The sequence below is a fragment of the Bradyrhizobium sp. LLZ17 genome (genome assembly GCF_041200145.1).
GTDB lineage: Bacteria > Pseudomonadota > Alphaproteobacteria > Rhizobiales > Xanthobacteraceae > Bradyrhizobium.
The window spans coordinates 6,187,675-6,205,862 of the sequence record NZ_CP165734.1; the positions used below are offsets into that span (position 1 = coordinate 6,187,675).

Annotated in this window: 14 protein-coding genes and 1 pseudogene; 5 read left to right on the forward strand and 10 right to left on the reverse strand. The window is 65.0% G+C overall.

Going from position 1 to position 18,188, the window contains the following annotated elements; all coding sequences use genetic code 11:
- Positions 1-153: 153 nt before the first annotated feature.
- The 4 genes from mdlC to AB8Z38_RS29755 form a co-directional block, all read right to left on the reverse strand.
- Entirely contained in the window at positions 154-1,776 is a 1,623-nt protein-coding gene (mdlC, locus tag AB8Z38_RS29740) for a benzoylformate decarboxylase (protein WP_369721213.1), read from the reverse strand.
- Positions 1,777-1,892: 116 nt separating this feature from the next.
- The gene (locus AB8Z38_RS29745; protein ID WP_369721214.1) at positions 1,893-2,744 is read right to left on the reverse strand and encodes a MaoC family dehydratase N-terminal domain-containing protein; all 852 of its coding nucleotides are present in this window, start codon (positions 2,742-2,744) and stop codon (positions 1,893-1,895) included.
- A 14-nt stretch (positions 2,745-2,758) separates the two neighbouring features.
- Complete coding sequence (locus AB8Z38_RS29750) at positions 2,759-3,862, reverse strand: CaiB/BaiF CoA transferase family protein (RefSeq protein WP_369721215.1); 1,104 nt, start codon at positions 3,860-3,862, stop codon at positions 2,759-2,761.
- Positions 3,835-5,043 carry an acyl-CoA dehydrogenase family protein gene (locus AB8Z38_RS29755; RefSeq protein ID WP_369721216.1) on the reverse strand — a complete coding sequence of 403 codons (1,209 nt, stop codon included), beginning with the start codon at positions 5,041-5,043 and terminating at the stop codon, positions 3,835-3,837. The genes AB8Z38_RS29750 and AB8Z38_RS29755 overlap by 28 nt, the downstream gene beginning before the upstream one ends.
- A 125-nt stretch (positions 5,044-5,168) precedes the next feature.
- Here AB8Z38_RS29755 and AB8Z38_RS29760 point away from each other — a divergent pair, with 125 nt between their 5' ends.
- Positions 5,169-6,089, forward strand: coding sequence for a LysR substrate-binding domain-containing protein (locus AB8Z38_RS29760; protein ID WP_369721217.1), 921 nt, complete (start codon positions 5,169-5,171; stop codon positions 6,087-6,089).
- Between the two features lie 257 nt (positions 6,090-6,346).
- On the opposite strand, the gene AB8Z38_RS29765 is transcribed toward AB8Z38_RS29760, so the two are convergent.
- Together AB8Z38_RS29765 and AB8Z38_RS29770 are read right to left on the reverse strand one after the other, a co-directional pair.
- Complete coding sequence (locus tag AB8Z38_RS29765; protein ID WP_369721218.1) at positions 6,347-7,621, reverse strand: cytochrome P450; 1,275 nt, start codon at positions 7,619-7,621, stop codon at positions 6,347-6,349.
- Between the two features lie 179 nt (positions 7,622-7,800).
- Positions 7,801-9,066, reverse strand: coding sequence for a cytochrome P450 (locus AB8Z38_RS29770; RefSeq protein ID WP_369721219.1), 1,266 nt, complete (start codon positions 9,064-9,066; stop codon positions 7,801-7,803).
- 367 nt (positions 9,067-9,433) lie between these two features.
- On the opposite strand from AB8Z38_RS29770, the gene AB8Z38_RS29775 reads away from it, so the two are divergent.
- From AB8Z38_RS29775 to AB8Z38_RS29785, 3 genes are all read left to right on the forward strand, one after another.
- Entirely contained in the window at positions 9,434-10,579 is a 1,146-nt protein-coding gene (locus AB8Z38_RS29775) for a YjgN family protein (protein WP_369721220.1), read from the forward strand.
- Positions 10,580-10,582: 3 nt separating this feature from the next.
- Entirely contained in the window at positions 10,583-11,692 is a 1,110-nt protein-coding gene (locus AB8Z38_RS29780; RefSeq protein ID WP_369721221.1) for a M48 family metallopeptidase, read from the forward strand.
- A 122-nt stretch (positions 11,693-11,814) separates the two neighbouring features.
- Positions 11,815-12,306: a DUF305 domain-containing protein gene (locus AB8Z38_RS29785; protein ID WP_369721222.1), complete on the forward strand. Its 492-nt coding sequence runs from the start codon at positions 11,815-11,817 to the stop codon at positions 12,304-12,306.
- 75 nt (positions 12,307-12,381) lie between these two features.
- Here the strand turns inward: AB8Z38_RS29785 and upp are convergent, their stop codons facing one another.
- The 3 genes from upp to AB8Z38_RS29800 all read right to left on the reverse strand — a co-directional run bounded on the left by upp (position 12,382) and on the right by AB8Z38_RS29800 (position 15,677).
- Positions 12,382-13,011, reverse strand: coding sequence for a uracil phosphoribosyltransferase (upp, locus tag AB8Z38_RS29790; RefSeq protein WP_369721223.1), 630 nt, complete (start codon positions 13,009-13,011; stop codon positions 12,382-12,384).
- A gap of 163 nt (positions 13,012-13,174) precedes the next feature.
- On the reverse strand, positions 13,175-14,413 hold the full coding sequence (locus AB8Z38_RS29795; RefSeq protein WP_369721224.1) for a URC4/urg3 family protein: 1,239 nt from the start codon (positions 14,411-14,413) through the stop codon (positions 13,175-13,177).
- A 7-nt stretch (positions 14,414-14,420) separates the two neighbouring features.
- The gene (locus AB8Z38_RS29800) at positions 14,421-15,677 is read right to left on the reverse strand and encodes a GTP cyclohydrolase II (RefSeq protein WP_369721225.1); all 1,257 of its coding nucleotides are present in this window, start codon (positions 15,675-15,677) and stop codon (positions 14,421-14,423) included.
- Positions 15,678-16,015: 338 nt separating this feature from the next.
- Between AB8Z38_RS29800 and AB8Z38_RS29805 the strand changes: the two are divergent.
- A pseudogene (locus AB8Z38_RS29805) lies at positions 16,016-17,144 on the forward strand (pyridoxal-phosphate dependent enzyme).
- A 189-nt stretch (positions 17,145-17,333) separates the two neighbouring features.
- Here the strand turns inward: AB8Z38_RS29805 and AB8Z38_RS29810 are convergent.
- Positions 17,334-18,146 (reverse strand): DUF2927 domain-containing protein, encoded by an 813-nt coding sequence (locus AB8Z38_RS29810; protein WP_369721226.1) that lies wholly within the window; start codon positions 18,144-18,146, stop codon positions 17,334-17,336.
- Positions 18,147-18,188 lie beyond the last annotated feature (42 nt).

The window sequence follows — 18,188 nt, forward strand, 5'->3', positions numbered from 1 at the left end:
GGTGTCGTCCTGGCGAAGGCCAGGACCCATACCGCGAGGTCTACCGATCTTGCCGCGGTAGAGGTACCGAACGACGAATCTTCGCCAATCTACTTCCCGGGGTAATGGGTCCTGGCTTTCGCCAGGACGACGATGTGGATACGGCACGCACCCCTAATGCTTCTGCCCGTACAGCACCGGCACCGCTGAATCCACCACCACCTCGACCAGGCTCGTCCCCTCGAACGCCATCACGCGCTGTAACGCTGCGCCCAGCTCCGCCGCCTTGCTCACCCGCACCGCATCGCAGCCCATGCCTTCGGCAAGCCGGACAAAATCGATGCCCGGCAATTCCAGCCCGGGCACGTTGCGCACCTGCATGACCTGGCTGAACGAACGCATGGCGCCGTAGCCAGAATTGTTGATGACGACGATGGTGAGCGGCAGCTTCCGCTGCGCGGCGGTCCACAGCGCCTGGATCGAATACATCGCCGATCCGTCGCCGATCAGGCACACCGTGCGCTGTTTGGGTTTGCCGAGAGCCATGCCGACGGCGGCGGGCAGGCTGTAGCCGAGGCCGCCGCTCGCCATGGTGTAAAAACTGTCCTGGCCGCGCATCGGCATGAATTTTTGCATCGCCGGCCGGTGCGAGGGGATTTCCTCGACGAGCGAGGCGCCATCGGGCATCGCCTGCGCCAGCGAATGCAGCAGGAATTCGACCGGCAGTGGATCGGCAGCCTGTGGCGCAGGCGGCAAGGTACGGCCTTTTGGCGCCGCCCGTTTGCTCTCCGGCAACAGCTCGAGCAGCGCGCCCAGCGCCGGCTTCATCGTCGCGATGATGCTGGTGCCGACCGGCGTCACCGCCGCCGCATCCGCATCGTCGGTGATCTGGAAGATCGTCGCGCCGCCGTCGAAGATCGCGGCGTGGCCCTCGACATGGAAGGTGAAGACCGGCGCGCCGATCACGACGATCACATCGTGCTCGCGCAGCGCATCGGACAGCTGCGCGGGCGAGGCATGCAGGAATCCCGCGAACTGCGGATGACGCTCGGGGAACGAGCAGCGCGCCGAGAACGGGCTGACCCAGACGCTCGCCTTGGTCTTCTCGGCAACGCGCACCATCAGATCGACCGCGCCGGCCCGGTCGACGCCGGGACCGACGACGAGGGCAGGGTGCTTGCTCGACGTCAGCGCCGCAACCAGCGCCTTCATCGCGTCCGGCTCGGGCCCGATCTCGCGACTGACCTTGCGCGCTTCGAGCGGCACTGTGGCATGCGCCCAGTCGTCGATCGGGATCGAGACGAAGGTCGGCCCGCAGGGTGGCTGCATCGCGGTGTAATAGGCCCGCGCGATCGCCGCCGGCACGTCCTCGGGCCGCGCCGGCTCGACGCTGTACTTCACGTAAGGCCGCGGGAATTCCGACGCGCGCTCGGCATAGAGGAACGCCTGCAAGGGCAGGATCGAACGGGCCTGCTGGCCCGCGGTGATCACCAGCGGCGTCTGGTTGCGATGCGCGGTGTAGATGTTGCCGAGCGCGTTGCCGACGCCGGCCGCCGAATGCAGATTGACGAAGCCGGCATTGCGCGTCGCCTGCGCGTAGCCGTCAGCCATCCCGACCGCGGAGGCTTCCTGGAGCGCCAGCACGTAGTCGATGTCGTCGGGCCAGTCGCTCAGAAACGGCAGCTCGGTCGAGCCGGGATTGCCGAAGACGCGTCTGATTCCGAACGAGCGCAGCAGGTCGAGTGTCGCCTGCTTGACAGTAACGGATTTGCTCGTGGCTTTGCCGTTCTTGGACATGGTTTCCGTCCCCGAATGCTTATTGTCATGGCGTCGTTCCGGGGCGATGCGAAGCATCGAACCCGGAATCTCGAGATTCCGGATTCATCGCTGCGCGATGCCCCGGAACGACAAACTCACCACACCGCCGTTCCCTTCATCGTCGCTTGCCCCTCCGCATTGGCGGTCCACAGCTCCATCCCCGTCTCGGTCTCATTGGCGTTGATGGAAAACTCCGTGCCTTCGAACAGCGGCTGGAGGCCGCGATAGGTGAACTTCTTCGGCGCTGTGCCGCCGCGGAGTTTCGCCGCCAGCTCGACGATGAACGCCGCCTGCAACGGCCCGTGGAAGATCAGGCCGGGATAGCCCTCGACCTTGGTGACGTAGTCGCGGTCGTAATGGATGCGGTGGCCGTTGAAAGTCAGCGCGGAGTATCGAAACAGCAGCACGGGATCGGAGACATGGTTCTCCCGATGCTGCGCCTGCGGCGGTGGAGGCGGGGCTTTTGCCGCCGCTGGTGCGGTGGTCGTCATCTCGCGATAGACGATGTCCTGCCGCTCGCGGATGGCGATGCCGCGCGGCGAGGAGATGCTGTGCTCGACCGAGACGAAGCACAGCGTGCCGGTCGAGCCGGTCTTCACCGTCACGTCGGCAATGCGCGAGGTCCGCGTCGATTCATCGCCGACGCGCAGCGGCTGCAAAAACTCGATCTCGCCGCCCGCCCACATCCGGCGCGGCAGCGGCACCGGCGGCAGGAAGCCGCCACGCGTGGGATGTCCGTCGGGACCGAGCATCGACATCGGAAACACCGGCTGCGCCAGGCACCAATGCACCGTGAACGGCGCCGCGTCGCCAGTCTTCGGCTCGCCCGGGTCTTGAAAAAGTGTCGCGCGCAGACCCTTAACCAGCTGCGCCGTAACGATGTCGGTGGCCTCCGTGCTGCGGCCGGTCCATTGCCGCAGATGATTGATGTCGAGCTGCTCGGTCATGACGCCTCGCTCTGTTATGTCTTGGACTTTGGCTTTTCGCCGATGCCGGGCACGGCGCGGTAAGCGCGGGTCTCGCCGACGATGATCGGCGCCGGCGCCGGATAGCTGACAGGCCCGTTCGGCGTGTCGACCTCGATGCGGCGCAGATGCGGATGGTTGCTGAGGTCGGCCATGGTGTTGACCTCGGCGAAGGCGATGTCGGCATCGGACAGGCGCTTGAGCAACTCGTCGCGGGTCATCCTGGCGAAGGCATCTGCGACCGTCTTGTCAGTGAAATCGCGGTTGCGGACGCGCTCGACCATGTTGGCGACGCGGGCATCCGCAGGCAAGTTCGGCTGGTCCAGCACTTCGGCGCAGAGCGTCTTCCACTCGCGCTCGCTCTGGATCGAAATCAAAATGTCCTTGCCGTCCCTCGAGGTGAACACGCCATAGGGTGCAATCGAGGGATGGCGCAGGCCCATGCGCTTCGGCGGATTGCCGGCCTCCGAATTGAGCAGCGGCACGGTGCACCAATCCGCCATGACGTCGAACATGGAGATGCGGATGTCCGCGCCCTTGCCGGTGCGCCCGCGCGCGATCAGCGCCTCCAGGATCGCCGCATGCGCGGTGGCGCCGGTGGCGACGTCGACGATGGACATGCCGACGCGCGAGGCACCGTCGGGATTGCCGGTGATCGAGGCCAGCCCGCTCTCGGCCTGGATCAGCAGATCATAAGCCTTGCGGTGCGCATAAGGGCCCTCGTCGCCATAGCCGGTGATGGTGCACGAGATCAGTTTTGGGTAGTCCTTGAGCAATCGCTCGCGCGAAAAGCCGAGCTTGTCCATCGAGCCCGGCTTGAGGTTCTGCACCAGCACGTCGGCGCTCGCGATCAGCTTTTCGAGCTCGGCGCGTCCTTCGCTGGTGGCGAGATCGACCACGGCCGATTGCTTGCCGCGGTTGAGCCAGACGAAATAGCTGCTCTGGCCCTTGGCCGCGGCGTCATAGCCACGGGCGAAATCGCCCTCCGGCCGCTCGATCTTGATGACTTCCGCGCCAGCGTCGGCCAGCCGCGACGAACAGAACGGCGCCGCCACCGCCTGCTCGACCGCGATCACCCTGATCCCGTCAAGTGCTCCCATGATGGCGGCCTCAGTACGCGGGAGGGCATGCCGAGCACATGCTCGGCGATAAAGGACAGCACCAGGTTGGTCGAGATCGGCGCCACCTGGTAGAGCCGCGTCTCGCGGAATTTGCGTTCGACGTCGTATACCTCGGCAAAGCCGAAGCCGCCATGGGTCTGGACGCAGGCATTCGCCGCTTCCCAGGACGCATCCGCCGCCAGCATCTTGGCCATGTTGGCCTCGGCGCCGCAGTCGAGCCCGGCCTCGTATTTGCGCGTCGCCTCCTTCACCATCAACTCCGCCGCGCGCATCGCTGCGTAGGCCTTGGCGATCGGAAACTGGATGCCCTGGTTCTGGCCGATCGGCCGGCCGAACACCGCGCGCTCCTTGGCGTAGTTCGTGGCCTTCTCGATGAACCATTTGGCGTCGCCGACGCATTCGGCTGCGATCAGAATCCGCTCGGCATTCATGCCGGAGAGGATGTAGCGAAAACCCTTGCCTTCCTCGCCGATCAGGTTTTCGGCGGGCACCTTCATGTCGGTAAAGAACACTTCGGTGGTGGCGTGGTTCATCATGGTGCGGATCGGGCGGATCTCAAGCCCCTTGTTCTTGGCCTCGCGCATGTCGACGATGAACACCGAAAGGCCGTCGGTGCGCTTCTTGACCTCGTCCTTCGGCGTGGTCCGTGCCAGCAGCAGCATCAGGTCGGAGTGCTCGGCGCGGCTGGTCCAGATCTTCTGGCCGTTGACGATATAGCCGGCGTTGCCGTCCTTGCGTGCGAAGGTCTTCAGCGAGGTCGTATCGGTGCCGCTGGTCGGCTCGGTGACGCCGAAGGCTTGCAGGCGCAATTCGCCGCTGGCGACCTTGGGCAGATATTTTGCCTTTTGCTCGTCGCTGCCGTGCCGGAGCACCGTGCCCATCGTGTACATCTGGGCATGGCAGCCGCCGCCGTTGCAGCCGGCACGCTGGATCTCCTCGAGGATTGCGGCCGCCGCCGAGAGCTTGAGGCCCGCGCCGCCATATTCCTCGGGAATCAGCACCGAGAGATAGCCGGCCTCTGTCAGCGCGTCGACGAACGCCTTGGGATAGGCCATCTCGCGGTCGAGCTTGCGCCAATATTCGCCGGGAAACTGCGCGCACAGCTTTGCGACGGCTTCGCGGATGTCGGCGTGATCTTCGCTGTGGTGGTCGTCACTCATGGCGTTTTCCGTTGGGTTCGGCGGTTAAGATAACGCCGGCCGATCCTGCGGCGTTGTGAAAACAACGCCAGCCCCCTATGCTCATTTGCTATAGCGTATGGAGTAGCCTTCCAGGATTGGCAAGCATGGACTTCCGGCAGCTCAGGACCTTCAGTTGCGTGGCGGAGCTCGGCAGCCTCTCCAAGGCGTCGGACACGCTGCGCGTGGCGCAGCCGGCGCTGAGCCGGCAGATCAAGCTGCTGGAACATGAGCTGCGCGTCGAGCTGTTCACGCGCAACGGCCGCGGCATGGTGCTGACCGAGGCCGGCCGCCTGTTGCTGGCGCGGACTTCCGGCATCGTGCGCCAGATCGACCAGATCCGCGATGACATCCAGTCGGCCAAGGGGCCGCCGTCGGGACAGGTCGTGCTCGGCTTGGTTCCGACCGTGAGCTGCGTGCTGTCGGCGCGCTTTGCGCGGCGCTGCGTCGAAACATTTCCCGGCATTTCGCTGCGCATCGTCGAGAGCTACAGCGGCCACCTGGTCGAATGGCTGCATCGCGGCGAGATGGATCTCGCCATCCTCTACGGCCGTTCGGCCGACCTGCATCTCAACGTGGAGAGCCTCGGCCGCGATAACATCGTCGCGGTCGGCCCGCGCGGCTGCGGGCTTGCGCGCAAGAAGAGCGTCGATATCGGCTGGCTGTTGCGGCAGCGGCTGGTGCTGCCCAGTCATTCGCACGGCCTTCGCGCGCTGATCGAGCATGCGGCCGCGCAGCGCAAGATCAAGCTCGACGTCCAGCTCGAGGCGGATTCGTTTCGCGTGCTCACGAGCCTGGTCGAGGAAGGTCTCGGCTTCGCGCTGTTGCCGCCTTCGTCGGTCCACGGCGAGGTCGCGGACGGGCGGCTGGAAACCGCACCCGTGTCAAAGCCGATGACGCGCGAGCTCATTTTCGCCTCTCCCATCGACCGCCCGGCCTCGACCGCCTCGCTCGCCATCACCGCACTCCTGCGCGACGAAGTCGCCGCCTGCCGCAAGGACGGCGTGTGGGACATCAAATTGAGTTAGTTGCGCCGGTGCGGTTTAGGACAGTACGCCGTGTGCGACCCATCGCACGTTGTGCGAGCTGTCATGCCGGAATTTTATAGCTGGGGTGGAGTCGTCCGCTCTTAATCCACCCTCGGTGTCATTGCCCGCGAAGGCGGGCAATCCAGTATTCCAGAGCCCGCAGTGCTTGAACCGAGAAGCCGCGGCGTACTGGATGCCCCGCTTTCGCGGAGCATGACAGCTGAGGTTGAGGATGCACCTGTCGAATAGCGCGCGCTCTACCCCGGAATCCTCACCGGCAGTGACTCATACCCCTTGATGAAGCTTGAATAGATCCGCTTCGGCTCGCCGACCACTTCGATGCGGTCGAAGCGCTTGAGCATCTCTTCCCAGACGATTCTCAGCTGGAGCTCGGCGAGCCGCATGCCGACGCAGCGATGGATGCCGAAGCCGAAGGAGAGATGCGTGCGCGGCCGCGGCCGGTCGATGATGAACTCGTTCGGGCGGTCGATCATCTCTTCGTCGCGGTTGCCGGAGACGTACCACATCACCACGCGGTCGCCCTTCTTGATGTGCTTGCCGCCGATCTCGGTATCCTGCAGCGCGGTGCGCCGCATGTGGGCGAGCGGCGTCTGCCAGCGGATCACCTCCGGCACCATGGTGTCGATCAGCGCTGGATTGGCGCGCAGCTTGTCGTATTGCTCGGGGTTCTCGTTCAGCGCCAGCACCGAGCCGGTCATGGTGTTGCGCGTGGTGTCGTTGCCGCCGACGATGAGCAGGATGATGTTGCCCATGAGGTTGTCGGGGTCCATGAAGCGCGTGGCGTCGCTATGGGCCATCAGCGACAGAAGATCGTTGCGCGGCGCGGAATTGACGCGCTCGTTCCACAGCTTCGACATGTAGGCGTAGCACTCGTCCATCTCGCGTCGGCGCGCTTCCGCGGATTCAACGATGCCGCTCTTGGGCAGCGCGGTCGCGACATCCGACCAGCGCGTCAACTTGCGCCGCTCTTCCCAGGGGAAGTCGAACAGCGTCGCCAGCATCTGCGTCGTCAGCTCGATCGAGACGCGCTCGACGAAGTTGAAGGTCTCGTTGCGCGGCAGATTGTCGAGCACGGTTTGCGAGCGCTGGCGGATCAGCTTGGCGAGCTCGTCCAGATGCGTCGGCGTGAACATCGGCGACACCGTCTTGCGCTGCGACGAATGCCTGGGCTGGTCCATCGCGATGAAGCTCGGCCAGTCATAGCCCTCCGGCACGTCGCGGATCCCGATGCCGCCGAGCGTCGAGTCGGAGGAGAAGACGCCGTGATTGGTGTCGACATGCATGATGTCGTTGTATTTCACCACCGACCAGTAGGGCTCGATCGGCGCGTTGGTGCAGTAATGCACCGGCTCTTCCTTGCGCAGCCGCTCGAACCACGGCCACAGCGTGTCGTCCTGGAACAGCCTGGGCGCGCCGGGATGGAATTGCGCCAGCGGCGTCGCGTAAGCCTCCTCGCGCGCCTTGCGCATGCGTTCGGCCTTGTCGGCTTTGACCGGAGTCTGGATATTCATGTTGGTAGCTCCAGTTGGTTTTCTAACCTCTCCCGCTTGCGGGAGAGGTCGGTGCGCAGCGCCGGGTGAGGACTTTTTCCTCTTGGGGGGCTATCGATTGGGGAGGCACCCTCTCCCCAACCCCCGCAAGCGGGGGAGGGGGCGCAGCTTCCCCGTGGATTTCATTCGGGCTCATCGCCCTAAGCCGCAATCTTCACCGGCAGCGTTTCCAAACCCTTTACGAAGCTGGAATAGACCCGCTTCGGTTCGCCGACCACGTCAATATGGTCGAAACGCTTGAGAATCTCTTCCCAGATAATCTTGAGCTGGAGTTCGGCAAGCCGCAGGCCGACGCAGCGGTGGATGCCGAAGCCGAAGGAGAGATGCGTCCGCGGGCGGGCGCGGTCAATGATGAAATCGTAGGGCTTCTCGATCGCCTCCGCGTCGCGGTTGCCCGAGACGTACCACATCACGACCTTGTCACCCTTCTTGATCTGCTTGCCGCGGAACTCGAAATTGGCGAGCGCGGTGCGGCGCATATGCGCCAGCGGCGTCTGCCAACGGATCACCTCCGGCACGAAACTATCGAGCAGCGCGGGGTTTTCGCGCAGCTTGCGATATTGCTCCGGATGCTGGCTCAGTGCGAGAAGCGAGCCGGACATGGTGTTGCGGGTGGTGTCGTTGCCGCCGACGATCAACAAAATGAGATTGCCGAGGAAGTTTTTCGCATCCATGTGGCGCGTCGCGTCGCTGTGCGCCATCATCGAGAGCAGCTCGCTCTTCGGCGGCTGCTCGGCGCGTTCCTTCCAGAGGCGCGCGAAGTAAGCCGCGCATTCCCCGAGTTCGGCCATCCGTTCCTCTTCGGTGGCGACGAGGCCGTCGGGGCCGGGAATGGTTGTCGCGACATCGGACCAGCGCGTCAGCTTGCGGCGGTCCTCCCAGGGGAAGTCAAACAGCACCGCAAGCATCTGCGTGGTGAGCTCGATCGAGACCTGATCGACCCAGTCGAACTCCTGGCCCACGGGCAGCTTGTCGAGGCATTCGGCCGAGCGGGTGCGGATGCTGAGCGCGAGATTGTCCAGATGCGTCGGCGTGAACATCGGCGCCACGGTCTTGCGCTGCGCCGCGTGGCGCGGCGGATCCATCGAGATGAAGCTCTCGCGGCGCAGGTCCGGATCGATGTCGCGGATGGTGATGCCGCCGAGCGCGGAGGCCGAGGAGAACACCGAATGGTTGGTCTCGATCTCCATGATGTCGTTGTAGCGCGTCACCGACCAGTACGGCCCGAACATCGGATCCTTGCAATAATGCACGGGATCTTCACGGCGCAGGCGATCGAAATAGGGCCAGAACGTATCGGTCCTGAACAACTCCGGATCGCCTGGATCGAATTGCTCCAGCGGCAATGACGAGGCGCGCTCGCGCAATGCCTCGAGCTTCGCCGTGCTCTCGATGGTCCCATGCATGACCGCTCTCCCTGACCTGAACCGCGTGATGTTCTTGAATTCTGCTCTGCGGTATTTGACTTGCAATTACAGCCCGTTGTCTGCGTCGGGGCAAGGGCGAGTTTTGCCACACGGCATGGTGCTGTAGCCCGGATGGAGCGAAGCGTAATCCGGGATTCGGGCCGCCACTGCCGCTGTCCCGGATTGCGCTGCGCTCCGTCCGGGCTACGGGACATTCGCGAACGTGATCTCGCGCACGCCCTCGCCCGCGGAAACGCGCCAAAAAACGATCGAAACCGAGGCCAAATCGAACCCACCCATCTTGGGGATCGACCAACCTCTGATCTATAGTTTGAGCGGATCATGTCCGCATCCGGAGGTTGCTGCCGTGAACGATTTGCAATGGGCTCCCGTTGGCCCGCCCCAACCGATCCCGCCGCCGCTGCCGTCCGCGCGCATCGACTTCAGCGGCGACCGCAGCGCGTTTCGCAGGCTGGTCACCAAAGGCGCGGCGCTCGAGCTCGTCACTTTCGGCTTCTACCGGTTCTGGCTCGTCACCGACATTCGCAGGCATCTCTGGTCGAACACCTCGATCGATGGCGACGCCGCGGAATATACCGGCCGGGCTAAGGAGTTGTTGATCGGATTCCTGTTCGCGCTCGCCATTCTCGTGCCGATCTACCTGGCCTATTTCCTGGTCGGCATCGAGTTCGAGCGCTGGCAGGGCTTTGCCTCGACGCCGCTGTTCATCAGCTTCTATGCCTTCGGCCAGTTCGCGATTTTTCGCGCGCGGCGCTACCGCCTGACGCGCACGGTCTGGCGCGGCGTGCGCTTCTGGATGGACGGGTCGGGCTGGGCCTATTCGTTCCGCGCCATGCTGTGGGGCTTGCTGGTGTTCCTGACGCTGGGCCTGGCGCTGCCATGGCGCGAGGCGTCGCTGGAGCGCTACAAAATGCGGCACACGCATTTCGGCGATCTCCAAGGCGATTTCGAAGGCGACGGCTGGACGTTCTTCAAACGGGGTTGGTGGCTGTGGCTGCTCACCCCCATCGCGATCGTCATCTTCCCGCTCGCCCCGTTTGTGTACGCCGAGTTCAAGGCGCGCGAATGGCGCTGGTGGCTCGATGGCATTCGCATCGGCGGCGTGAGCGTGTCCTCGGAGTTGCCGCACAACGCATTCTACGGCCTGTACTGGAAAGTGATCGGCTGGTGGATGCTGCTGAGCGCCCTGTTCGGACTTTACATCGCCGGTGCCCTCGGGCTGGTCACTGCGGCCGGACCGGCGCTTGCCGGACCCGACGAGATCGTACGAAGCATTCCGCTTATGGTGGTGATGGTGATCGGCTATCTTGCCGCGGTGCTGGCGATGAACGTCGTCATGCGCATGTATCTCCAGCACGACATCTGGGCGAAGGTGCTCGAAACGCTTCAAATGCACGACATCGGCACGGCGGCGGACGTGCAGGGTCGTGGCGAGCTTGCCAGCGCGCTAGGCGAAGGCTTTGCGGATGGTCTCGATGTTGCGGGGTTCTAATCTGTGAGCGATGTGTCTGCGGAAGACGTGGCGCAGTCCGCCAAGCCGACGATCTTTTTCGACGGCGTGTCGAGCCGCAAGCGGCAGGTGAAGCTGATGCTGGGTGATGCGCTCGAGATTGTCGAGGAGGGCGCGCCGATGGTTCGCTGGGCCTACGGCGATATCCGCCGCGCCGACAGTCCGGCCGGCGTCCTGCGTCTCGCCTGCAACGGCGCGCCGCCACTTGCGCGGCTCGAGATCCGCGACATTGCGCTGGCCTCCGAGGTGGTCGCCCGCTGCGCCCGTCTCGATGAGCACCAGACCACAGGTCGCGGTGTCGCAAAAATCGTGGGCTGGTCGGTGGCGGCGGCCGTTTCCATCGTCTGCGTCGTGCTGTTTGGCGTGCCGCTGGCCGCGGACCGTCTCGCGCCGCTGGTGCCGAAACCGATCGAGCGGCGCATCGGCGATGCGTCCGAGGTCCAGGTGAAGACCATCTTCGGCCGCTCAACTTGCAGCGACCCGGCCGGTCAGGCGGCCTTCTCCAAGCTGGTCAACCGCCTGCGCGACGCCGCCGGCCTTGACGACGATTCCATGACCGCGGGCGTGCTGCCGACCTCGGTGCCGAACGCGTTCGCGCTGCCGGGCGGCAAGGTCTTCGTGCTGAAAGGTCTGCTCGACAAGGCCGAAAATCCCGACGAGATCGCCGGGATTCTCGCCCACGAGCTCGGCCATCTCAAGCATCACGACAACATGCGCGGCCTGATCTACAACGGCGGCACCTCGTTCCTGATCGGCCTGTTGTTCGGCGACGTCACCGGCTCGTCCGCCGTGATCTTCGCCTCGCGCAGCGTGGTCGAAGCCTCCTATTCGCGCGAGGCCGAAACCAACGCCGATACGTTCGCCATCGACATCATGCATGCGCTCGGCCGCTCGCCGAAGCCCGCGGCCGAACTGATGTTCCGCATCACCGGCAAGGAAGGCGGCGGCCTCACCTCAATCCTGGCAAGCCATCCGCTCACCGAGGACCGCCTCGCCCGCATGACCAGGGAAGATCGACCCGCAAGCGGTCCGCCGCTGCTGCCGGATGCGGAATGGCGATCGCTGAAGGAGATTTGCGGCAGCGGAAAGATCTGATCCGCTCGCGGCCAATGCCGCGGGCCGTAGATGCAGAGGCAGTCCAGCGTCCCAAGTTCGCGGAAGAGGAACAATCGCTCCGGACGGGCATATCCTCTCCGACAATGATGAGGATGTTCCATATGACTTACACCCGCTTCGCCGCAATGATCGCGGTTTCCACCGTGATCATGTTCGGGCTGATGTACCTCAACACGTTTGCTCTGGACCACGTCTGGTACAGCCAGACCCGGACCTGGATGGCGCTTCTGATGGGAGCCGTCATGGCTGTCGTGATGCTGGGTTTCATGTGGGGCATGTACAGGAACCCGGCGGCGAAGATCGGGATTGTCGCCGTCAGCACCGCCGTGTTCGCAATCTCGCTCTGGCTCGTTCGCAGTCAGCAGACCGTTACCGACGTGGCCTATATGGAAGCCATGATTCCACATCACTCGATCGCGGTGCTGACGAGTGAACGCGCGCACATCCGCGATCCCCGCGTTCGCAAGCTGGCTGACGGCATCATCGAGGCGCAGGTGCGGGAGATCGGCGAGATGAAACGTCTGATCTCCGACCTGAAGGAGAAGCCGGCGCCGGCAGATGCAAAGGATCTGCCGGCGAGACCGCCGACCTGACGGGAGCGCGGGCATCGCCTCGCCAGCGCAACCGGAGTGGAGCGAGCCTGTGGGGACGCTCGGCGAACCAGGTGCCTACCGCGTGCCGTAAGCGCGGTCGCCGGCATCGCCGAGGCCCGGGAGAATAAAGCCGTTCTCGTCGAGGCCCTCATCGACTGCGGCCGTCCAGATCGGCACGTCCGGATGTAGCCCGCGCAGCCGTTCAAGTCCCTCTGGTGCTGCGATCAGGCAGGCGAGGCGAATATCCTTGGCGCCGCGCTCCTTCAGCCGGTCGATCGCGGCCACGGCCGTATTCGCCGTGGCCACCACCGGCGTCACGACGATCGCGAGCCGCTCGCCGAGATCGGAGGGCGATTTGAAGAAGTATTCGACCGCGGCAAAACTGTGCGGCTCGCGGTAGAGGCCGATATGCGCGACGCGCGCGGTCGGCACCAGGTCCATCATGCCGTCGACGAAGGTGGTGCCGGCACGCAGCATCGGCACGAACACCAGCTTCTTGCCGGCGATCTTGGCCGAATGCATCCGCGCCAGTGGCGTGTCGACGACGACATCCGTGAGCGGCAGGTCGCGCGTCACCTCGTAGCACAACAGCATGCCGATCTCCTTGATCAGCTCGCGGAATGACTTCGTCGAGATCGATTTGTCCCGCACCAGCGTCAGCTTGTGCTGGACCAGCGGATGATCGACGACCGTGACGCCTTCCATGGGATGCTCTTGCTTTTTCCCTTCTCCCCTCGTGGGAGAAGGTGGCGCGAAGCGCCGGATGAGGGGTCGTCTCCGCGAATTCCAATGAGAGATGTGCCCGCGGAAGCAACCCTCACCCGGCTTCGCTTTCGCGAAGCCACCCTCTCCCACAGGGGGAGAGGGTTTAGAAAACCGTGCCGTCGCTGATCACCTTGAGCGGCGGCGAACCATCGGGACGGCGCGAAAAGGCGATGGCGCGGCCGGCGGCCCAGGTGCCGCCTTCCAGAATGCTGGCGAGCGGCAGGGACTCCGGCGTGCGGCCGAGCTTGGCACGAACTAGCGCGGCAAGCCGGTCCAGCAATGCCACGGTCAGCGCGCGCCATTCGACGACGAGCAGCGAGTCCACCGCGTGCGCGCGGTCGGCATCAGCGGCATCGCGCAGGCGCAGCACCTCGTGATCGACGAACAGGCCGCCATTGCGGTATTCGGCAAGCCCGGTCAGGCCGTCGATGTCGGTCACTTCCAGGCCCGCGCGCTGCAGCGGTTCGATCAGCGAGTAGCTCAGCCATTGCGACAGCTTGTGCAAGGGCACGAGGCCCGCGGTGGCGTCATCCGCTTTAATCGCCGGATGACGCCAGCAATCGCCGAGCGGAATGCCCGCGAGTTCAAGTCGCGACGGCCAGATGGGTCCGAGCTGGTTCAGCACCGCGGATAGGATGGCGGGCGCGGCGACGGCGCCGTCCACCGCCTGCGCTGCGATGTGATCGAACAGGCCGCCCGGCCGTGGGGTGTCGTGCAAGCCGAAAACGTCCGGGCGCTCTCCCACCAGCCGGCCCAAACGGCGCAGCAGATCCGTGCGTCCGTCGAGGCCCAGCAGCGGATTGGCATCGGTGACTTGAAAAGCGGATGTGAGCGCGGCGAGCGGCAGCTTTGCGAGCACGTTCGCATCGACCCTGAAGGGCGCGCGTGCATCGCCGGAAAACAGGCCGCTCGCGAACATGTCGAGGCTGGCAATCGCAAGCCCCTCGGATCGGCCAACGCCGTCTCCCGTCACCGCGTCCCGGTAGCGCCAGGTCGCGCCCGCCCCGGCATCGAGCAACACGCTGGTGATGGCGAGGTCGAACTCTGCGCGCGCCCGCGCCGCGCGGTCGGGCCAGGATGCCGCATCCGCAAGCCGCGCCCAGCGGTCGGTGCCGCCAAACACGAAATGCCGCCAGCGCGCATGGAAGGGAATATCGAGTGTCGAATAGGCCTTGCGCGTCACCGCGACCACTGCGTCCGCCACGCCGTCCATGCGACCCAGATCGATCGTGAAATGCGTCAGCCCGCCGGCAAGGCCGATCTTAAGCATCTCGCCGGCACGCGCGCGAACCGCTCCTGCGCTGAGCAGCGAGCGGGCCTCTCGTTCCAAAGAATCCGACATCAATCGATCAATACTTTTCCAGCGAACGCCCGACCACGCCGTTGACGTCCTTCTCCGGCGCAACGTCGGTCGAGTAATAGCCGGCGGCTTTCTTCGCTGCGATCTCGACATAGGCGTCGGCCGGAATGAGCTCGGGCGGAATCGGCACGCGCTCGACGATGTCGATGCCTTGCGAGGTCAGCGCGTCGTGCTTCATGTCGCTCATCGACAGGAAGCGGTCGATGCGCTTCAAGCCCAGCCAGTGGATGGTGTCAGGCATCAATTGCTGGAAGCGCGCATCCTGCACGCCGGCGACGCATTCGGTGCGCTCGAAATAGGCCGCGGCCGCGTCGCCGTCCTCCTGGCGCTTGCGCGCGTTGTAGACCAGGAATTTCGTGACCTCGCCGAGCGCGCGGCCTTCCTTGCGGTTGTAGATGACGAGCCCGAGCCCGCCCTCCTGCGCACCGCGCGCGGATTCCTCGATGCCGTGGATGAGATAGGGCCGGCAGGTGCAGATGTCGGAGCCGAACACGTCGGAGCCGTTGCACTCGTCATGCACGCGGCAGGTGATTTTGGTGCGATGGTCGGGCAGCTTGGTGACGTCGCCGAACATGTAAACGGTGGTGCCGCCGATCGGCGGCAGAAACACCTTCATGTCCGGCCGCGTCACCAGTTCGGGGAACATGCCGGCGGTCTGCTCGAACAGCGTACGGCGCAGCTCGGTCTCGTTGGTGCCGAAGCGCTCCGCGAGGCCGGGCAGATACCAGACCGGATCGATCGCGATCTTGACCACGGACACGCTGCCATTGGCGTGCACGACATCGCCGTCGGCACGCAATCGCTTGGCGGCCAGCGCCTCGCGGATCTCGGGCAGGTCGAGCCGCGCCCGCGTCACCGCGATGCTTGGGCGGATATCGATGCCCTCGGCGATGTCCTTGCCGAAATTCTCCGCGACGAGATGGCCCCAGGGATCGAGCGCGACGATTTTGGCGGGATCGCGCCATTGCTCGAACGGACCGATGGTCGCGGCCGGAAACGTGTTGGTGAGGTCAGGGCGCCGGATCGGATCGAGCGCGCCGGCGGAAACGGCGAGCGCGCGGTACATCGCGTAGGAGCCGCCATGGCTGCCGATCACGTTGCGGTCCTGCGCGCGTGACACCGTACCGATGATCGGCCCGCGGCTGCGTGCGTCGGCTGCGCCCCAGTGAATCGGAAAAGCGGCCTTCCGGCCCGGCTCCGGATGGGAGGTGAGACGGATGTGGTCGGTACGGTTCGCGCGGCTCATGGCCAAACTCCCAAAAAGCCAACGGCCCGCCGCTCGGACGGGCCTGGCTCAGTCGCGCTGCCGGCGCGGACACCGGCGGCGCAATCCAACATATTGTAGCGGCGAGGGACGACAGACAAGTTAATCGTGCGGTGCGGCTCGGCAGGAGCTAGCGCCGAACGCCGCGCCTCGCGCGAGCGATGTTGCCGCTCTACCCGTGCGCTAGGCCTAAGGGCTTGAGGTATTTCTATTTTTCGTGTTTTCAAGGGCCTGAGCGTGGTTTGCCCGGCCGACGTCGAATCCTGGACAAAACCTGTCATCAGACCAAACGTAGAGATCGCCCAGCCTTGGAGACCGCCATGCCTTCCGTCGCCTATATCGACCCCCGCAACGGACAGCTCTATCCGCTCGACCAGCCGCGCTGGTGCTCGGACCAGCGCACGCCGCTGCTGGTGACGCCGGGGGCAGGGATCTCGCGCGAGGACATCGACGGCCGCACGCGATCGCTCTGGCGCTACCGGGCGGCGCTGCCGGTCGCGATCGCAAAGCCGATCACGCTCGGCGAAGGCTGTACGCCGCTGGTCGCGCAGGACTGGGGCGAGCTGCGGCCGCTGTTCAAGCTCGAATGGTTCAACCCGACCGGCAGCTTCAAGGACAGGGGCTCTGCGGTGATGCTGTCGTTCCTGCGGCAGATCGGCGTCGACGCCATTCTGGAGGACTCGTCCGGCAACGGCGGTTCGTCGATGGCAGGACTTGGCGCCGCCGGCGGCATGCGCGTGAAGATTCTGGCGCCCGCCTCGACGTCGCCGGCCAAGATCGCGCAGGTGCGCGCCTATGGCGCCACGGTGCAGCTGGTCGAGGGACCGCGCGAGGAGTCGGAGGCGGAAGCGATCCGGCAGTCGAGCCAGACTTTTTTACGCCAGCCACAACTGGCAACCGTTTTTCCTCGAAGGCACCAAGTCGCTCGCCTACGAGATCTGGGAAGATCTTGGTTTTCGCGCGCCCGACAACGTCATCGTTCCCGTCGGCGCCGGCAGCAGCCTGTTGGGGTGTGCCTTCGGCTTCCGCGAGTTGCTGAAAGCCGGCCAGATTGCAAGACTGCCGCGGCTGTTTGCGGCGCAGCCTCTGAACTGCTCGCCGATCGACGCAAGCTTCAAGGCCGGCGTCGATACGCCGGTGCCGCGCGAGGTGCAGAAGACCATCGCCGAGGGCACCGCCATCAAAAATCCCCTGCGGCTGCGCGAGATCATCGCAGCATTGCGCGAAAGCGGCGGTGGCACGGTTGCGCTCACCGAGGACGAGATCGTCGCCGCGCTACGCCGCCTCGCACGGCAGGGCCTGTTCGCCGAGCCGACCAGCGCCAGCGCAGCCGCGGCGCTGGACCAGCTCTCGGCGGCCGGGGCGATCAAGCCGACCGAGACCACGGTCGCGGTCCTCACCGGCACCGGCCTGAAAGCCGCGACCACGGTCGCCGATCTCGTGCAGTAGGAGTGGCATTCCGGCTAGTAGTGGCCCTTCCCTTCTCCCCTTGTGGGAGAAGGTGGCGCGAAGCGCCGGATGAGGGTGTCTCTCCGCGGACTCGATCGCAAAAGGGTCAATCGCGGAGACATACCCCTCACCCGTCTCGCCGCTGCCGCGGCGATCCACCCTCTCCCACAGGGGGAGAGGGGAAGCGCCTCATTCCTTCAAGTCATTCACCTGCTTCACCCAGGTGCGCACATCCGCGAGTACTTCGGGCAGCAACGCCCTGACCTCCGGCACCGTCATTCCCGCCTTGACGCGGGGGTCGTAGAGCAAATTGAGGATGTACTGATCGTAGACATCGAAAAAGCCCATCGAGACGTTGTCGTTGAACATGGTCCAGGGCACGCTCGAGGTGTCGTTGATCGGGCCGAGCGATTGCAACAGCTCCTCATAGGCGCAGTCGAGGAAGGTGAAGTCGCCATTGTCGACGGTGAGGATGACGTCGGAATGCTCGATCTCGAAACTGTCGTTCTTGCGGAAGCCGGACAAGCATTGCGGATCGAGCGAGGTGCGGATCTCGCGGGCCCTCTCCGCGCCGTAGAAGCTCGCGATGGTGCGGTAGAGATCGCGGTCGCGCACCAGCTTCACCCGCACGTTCGCCGCCTCGCTGGTATCGGTCATGGCGATGTCGAGATGCTGCACGCGCGTGCCGATGTCGGCCACGACCCTGGCGAGCTGCGCCTTGCGGTCGGCGCGGTCGGTCTCGGCAAACACGCGCACGGGTCCGTCGAATTTGCGGATGCGGTCGACGCGGCCGGCGAGGTGGTATTCGGCGCCGAATGCGGTCTTCAGAAAGCCGTCGACGATCTCGGCGTCGGTAAAGCTCTTCTTCTCGGCACGCTGCCGCGAGGCGATCGCGGGCAGTTCGCCCGCGGCCATCGCAGCGGTCTCAGGCACGAGCATGAGCACTGCGAGCGCCAGCAGGGCGATGCGAAGGACAGGCGCGGGCGGATCCAATGCACTCATTGTCGCGCGACGCTGCCGCATTCGCGAGACCCGCACAAGCCC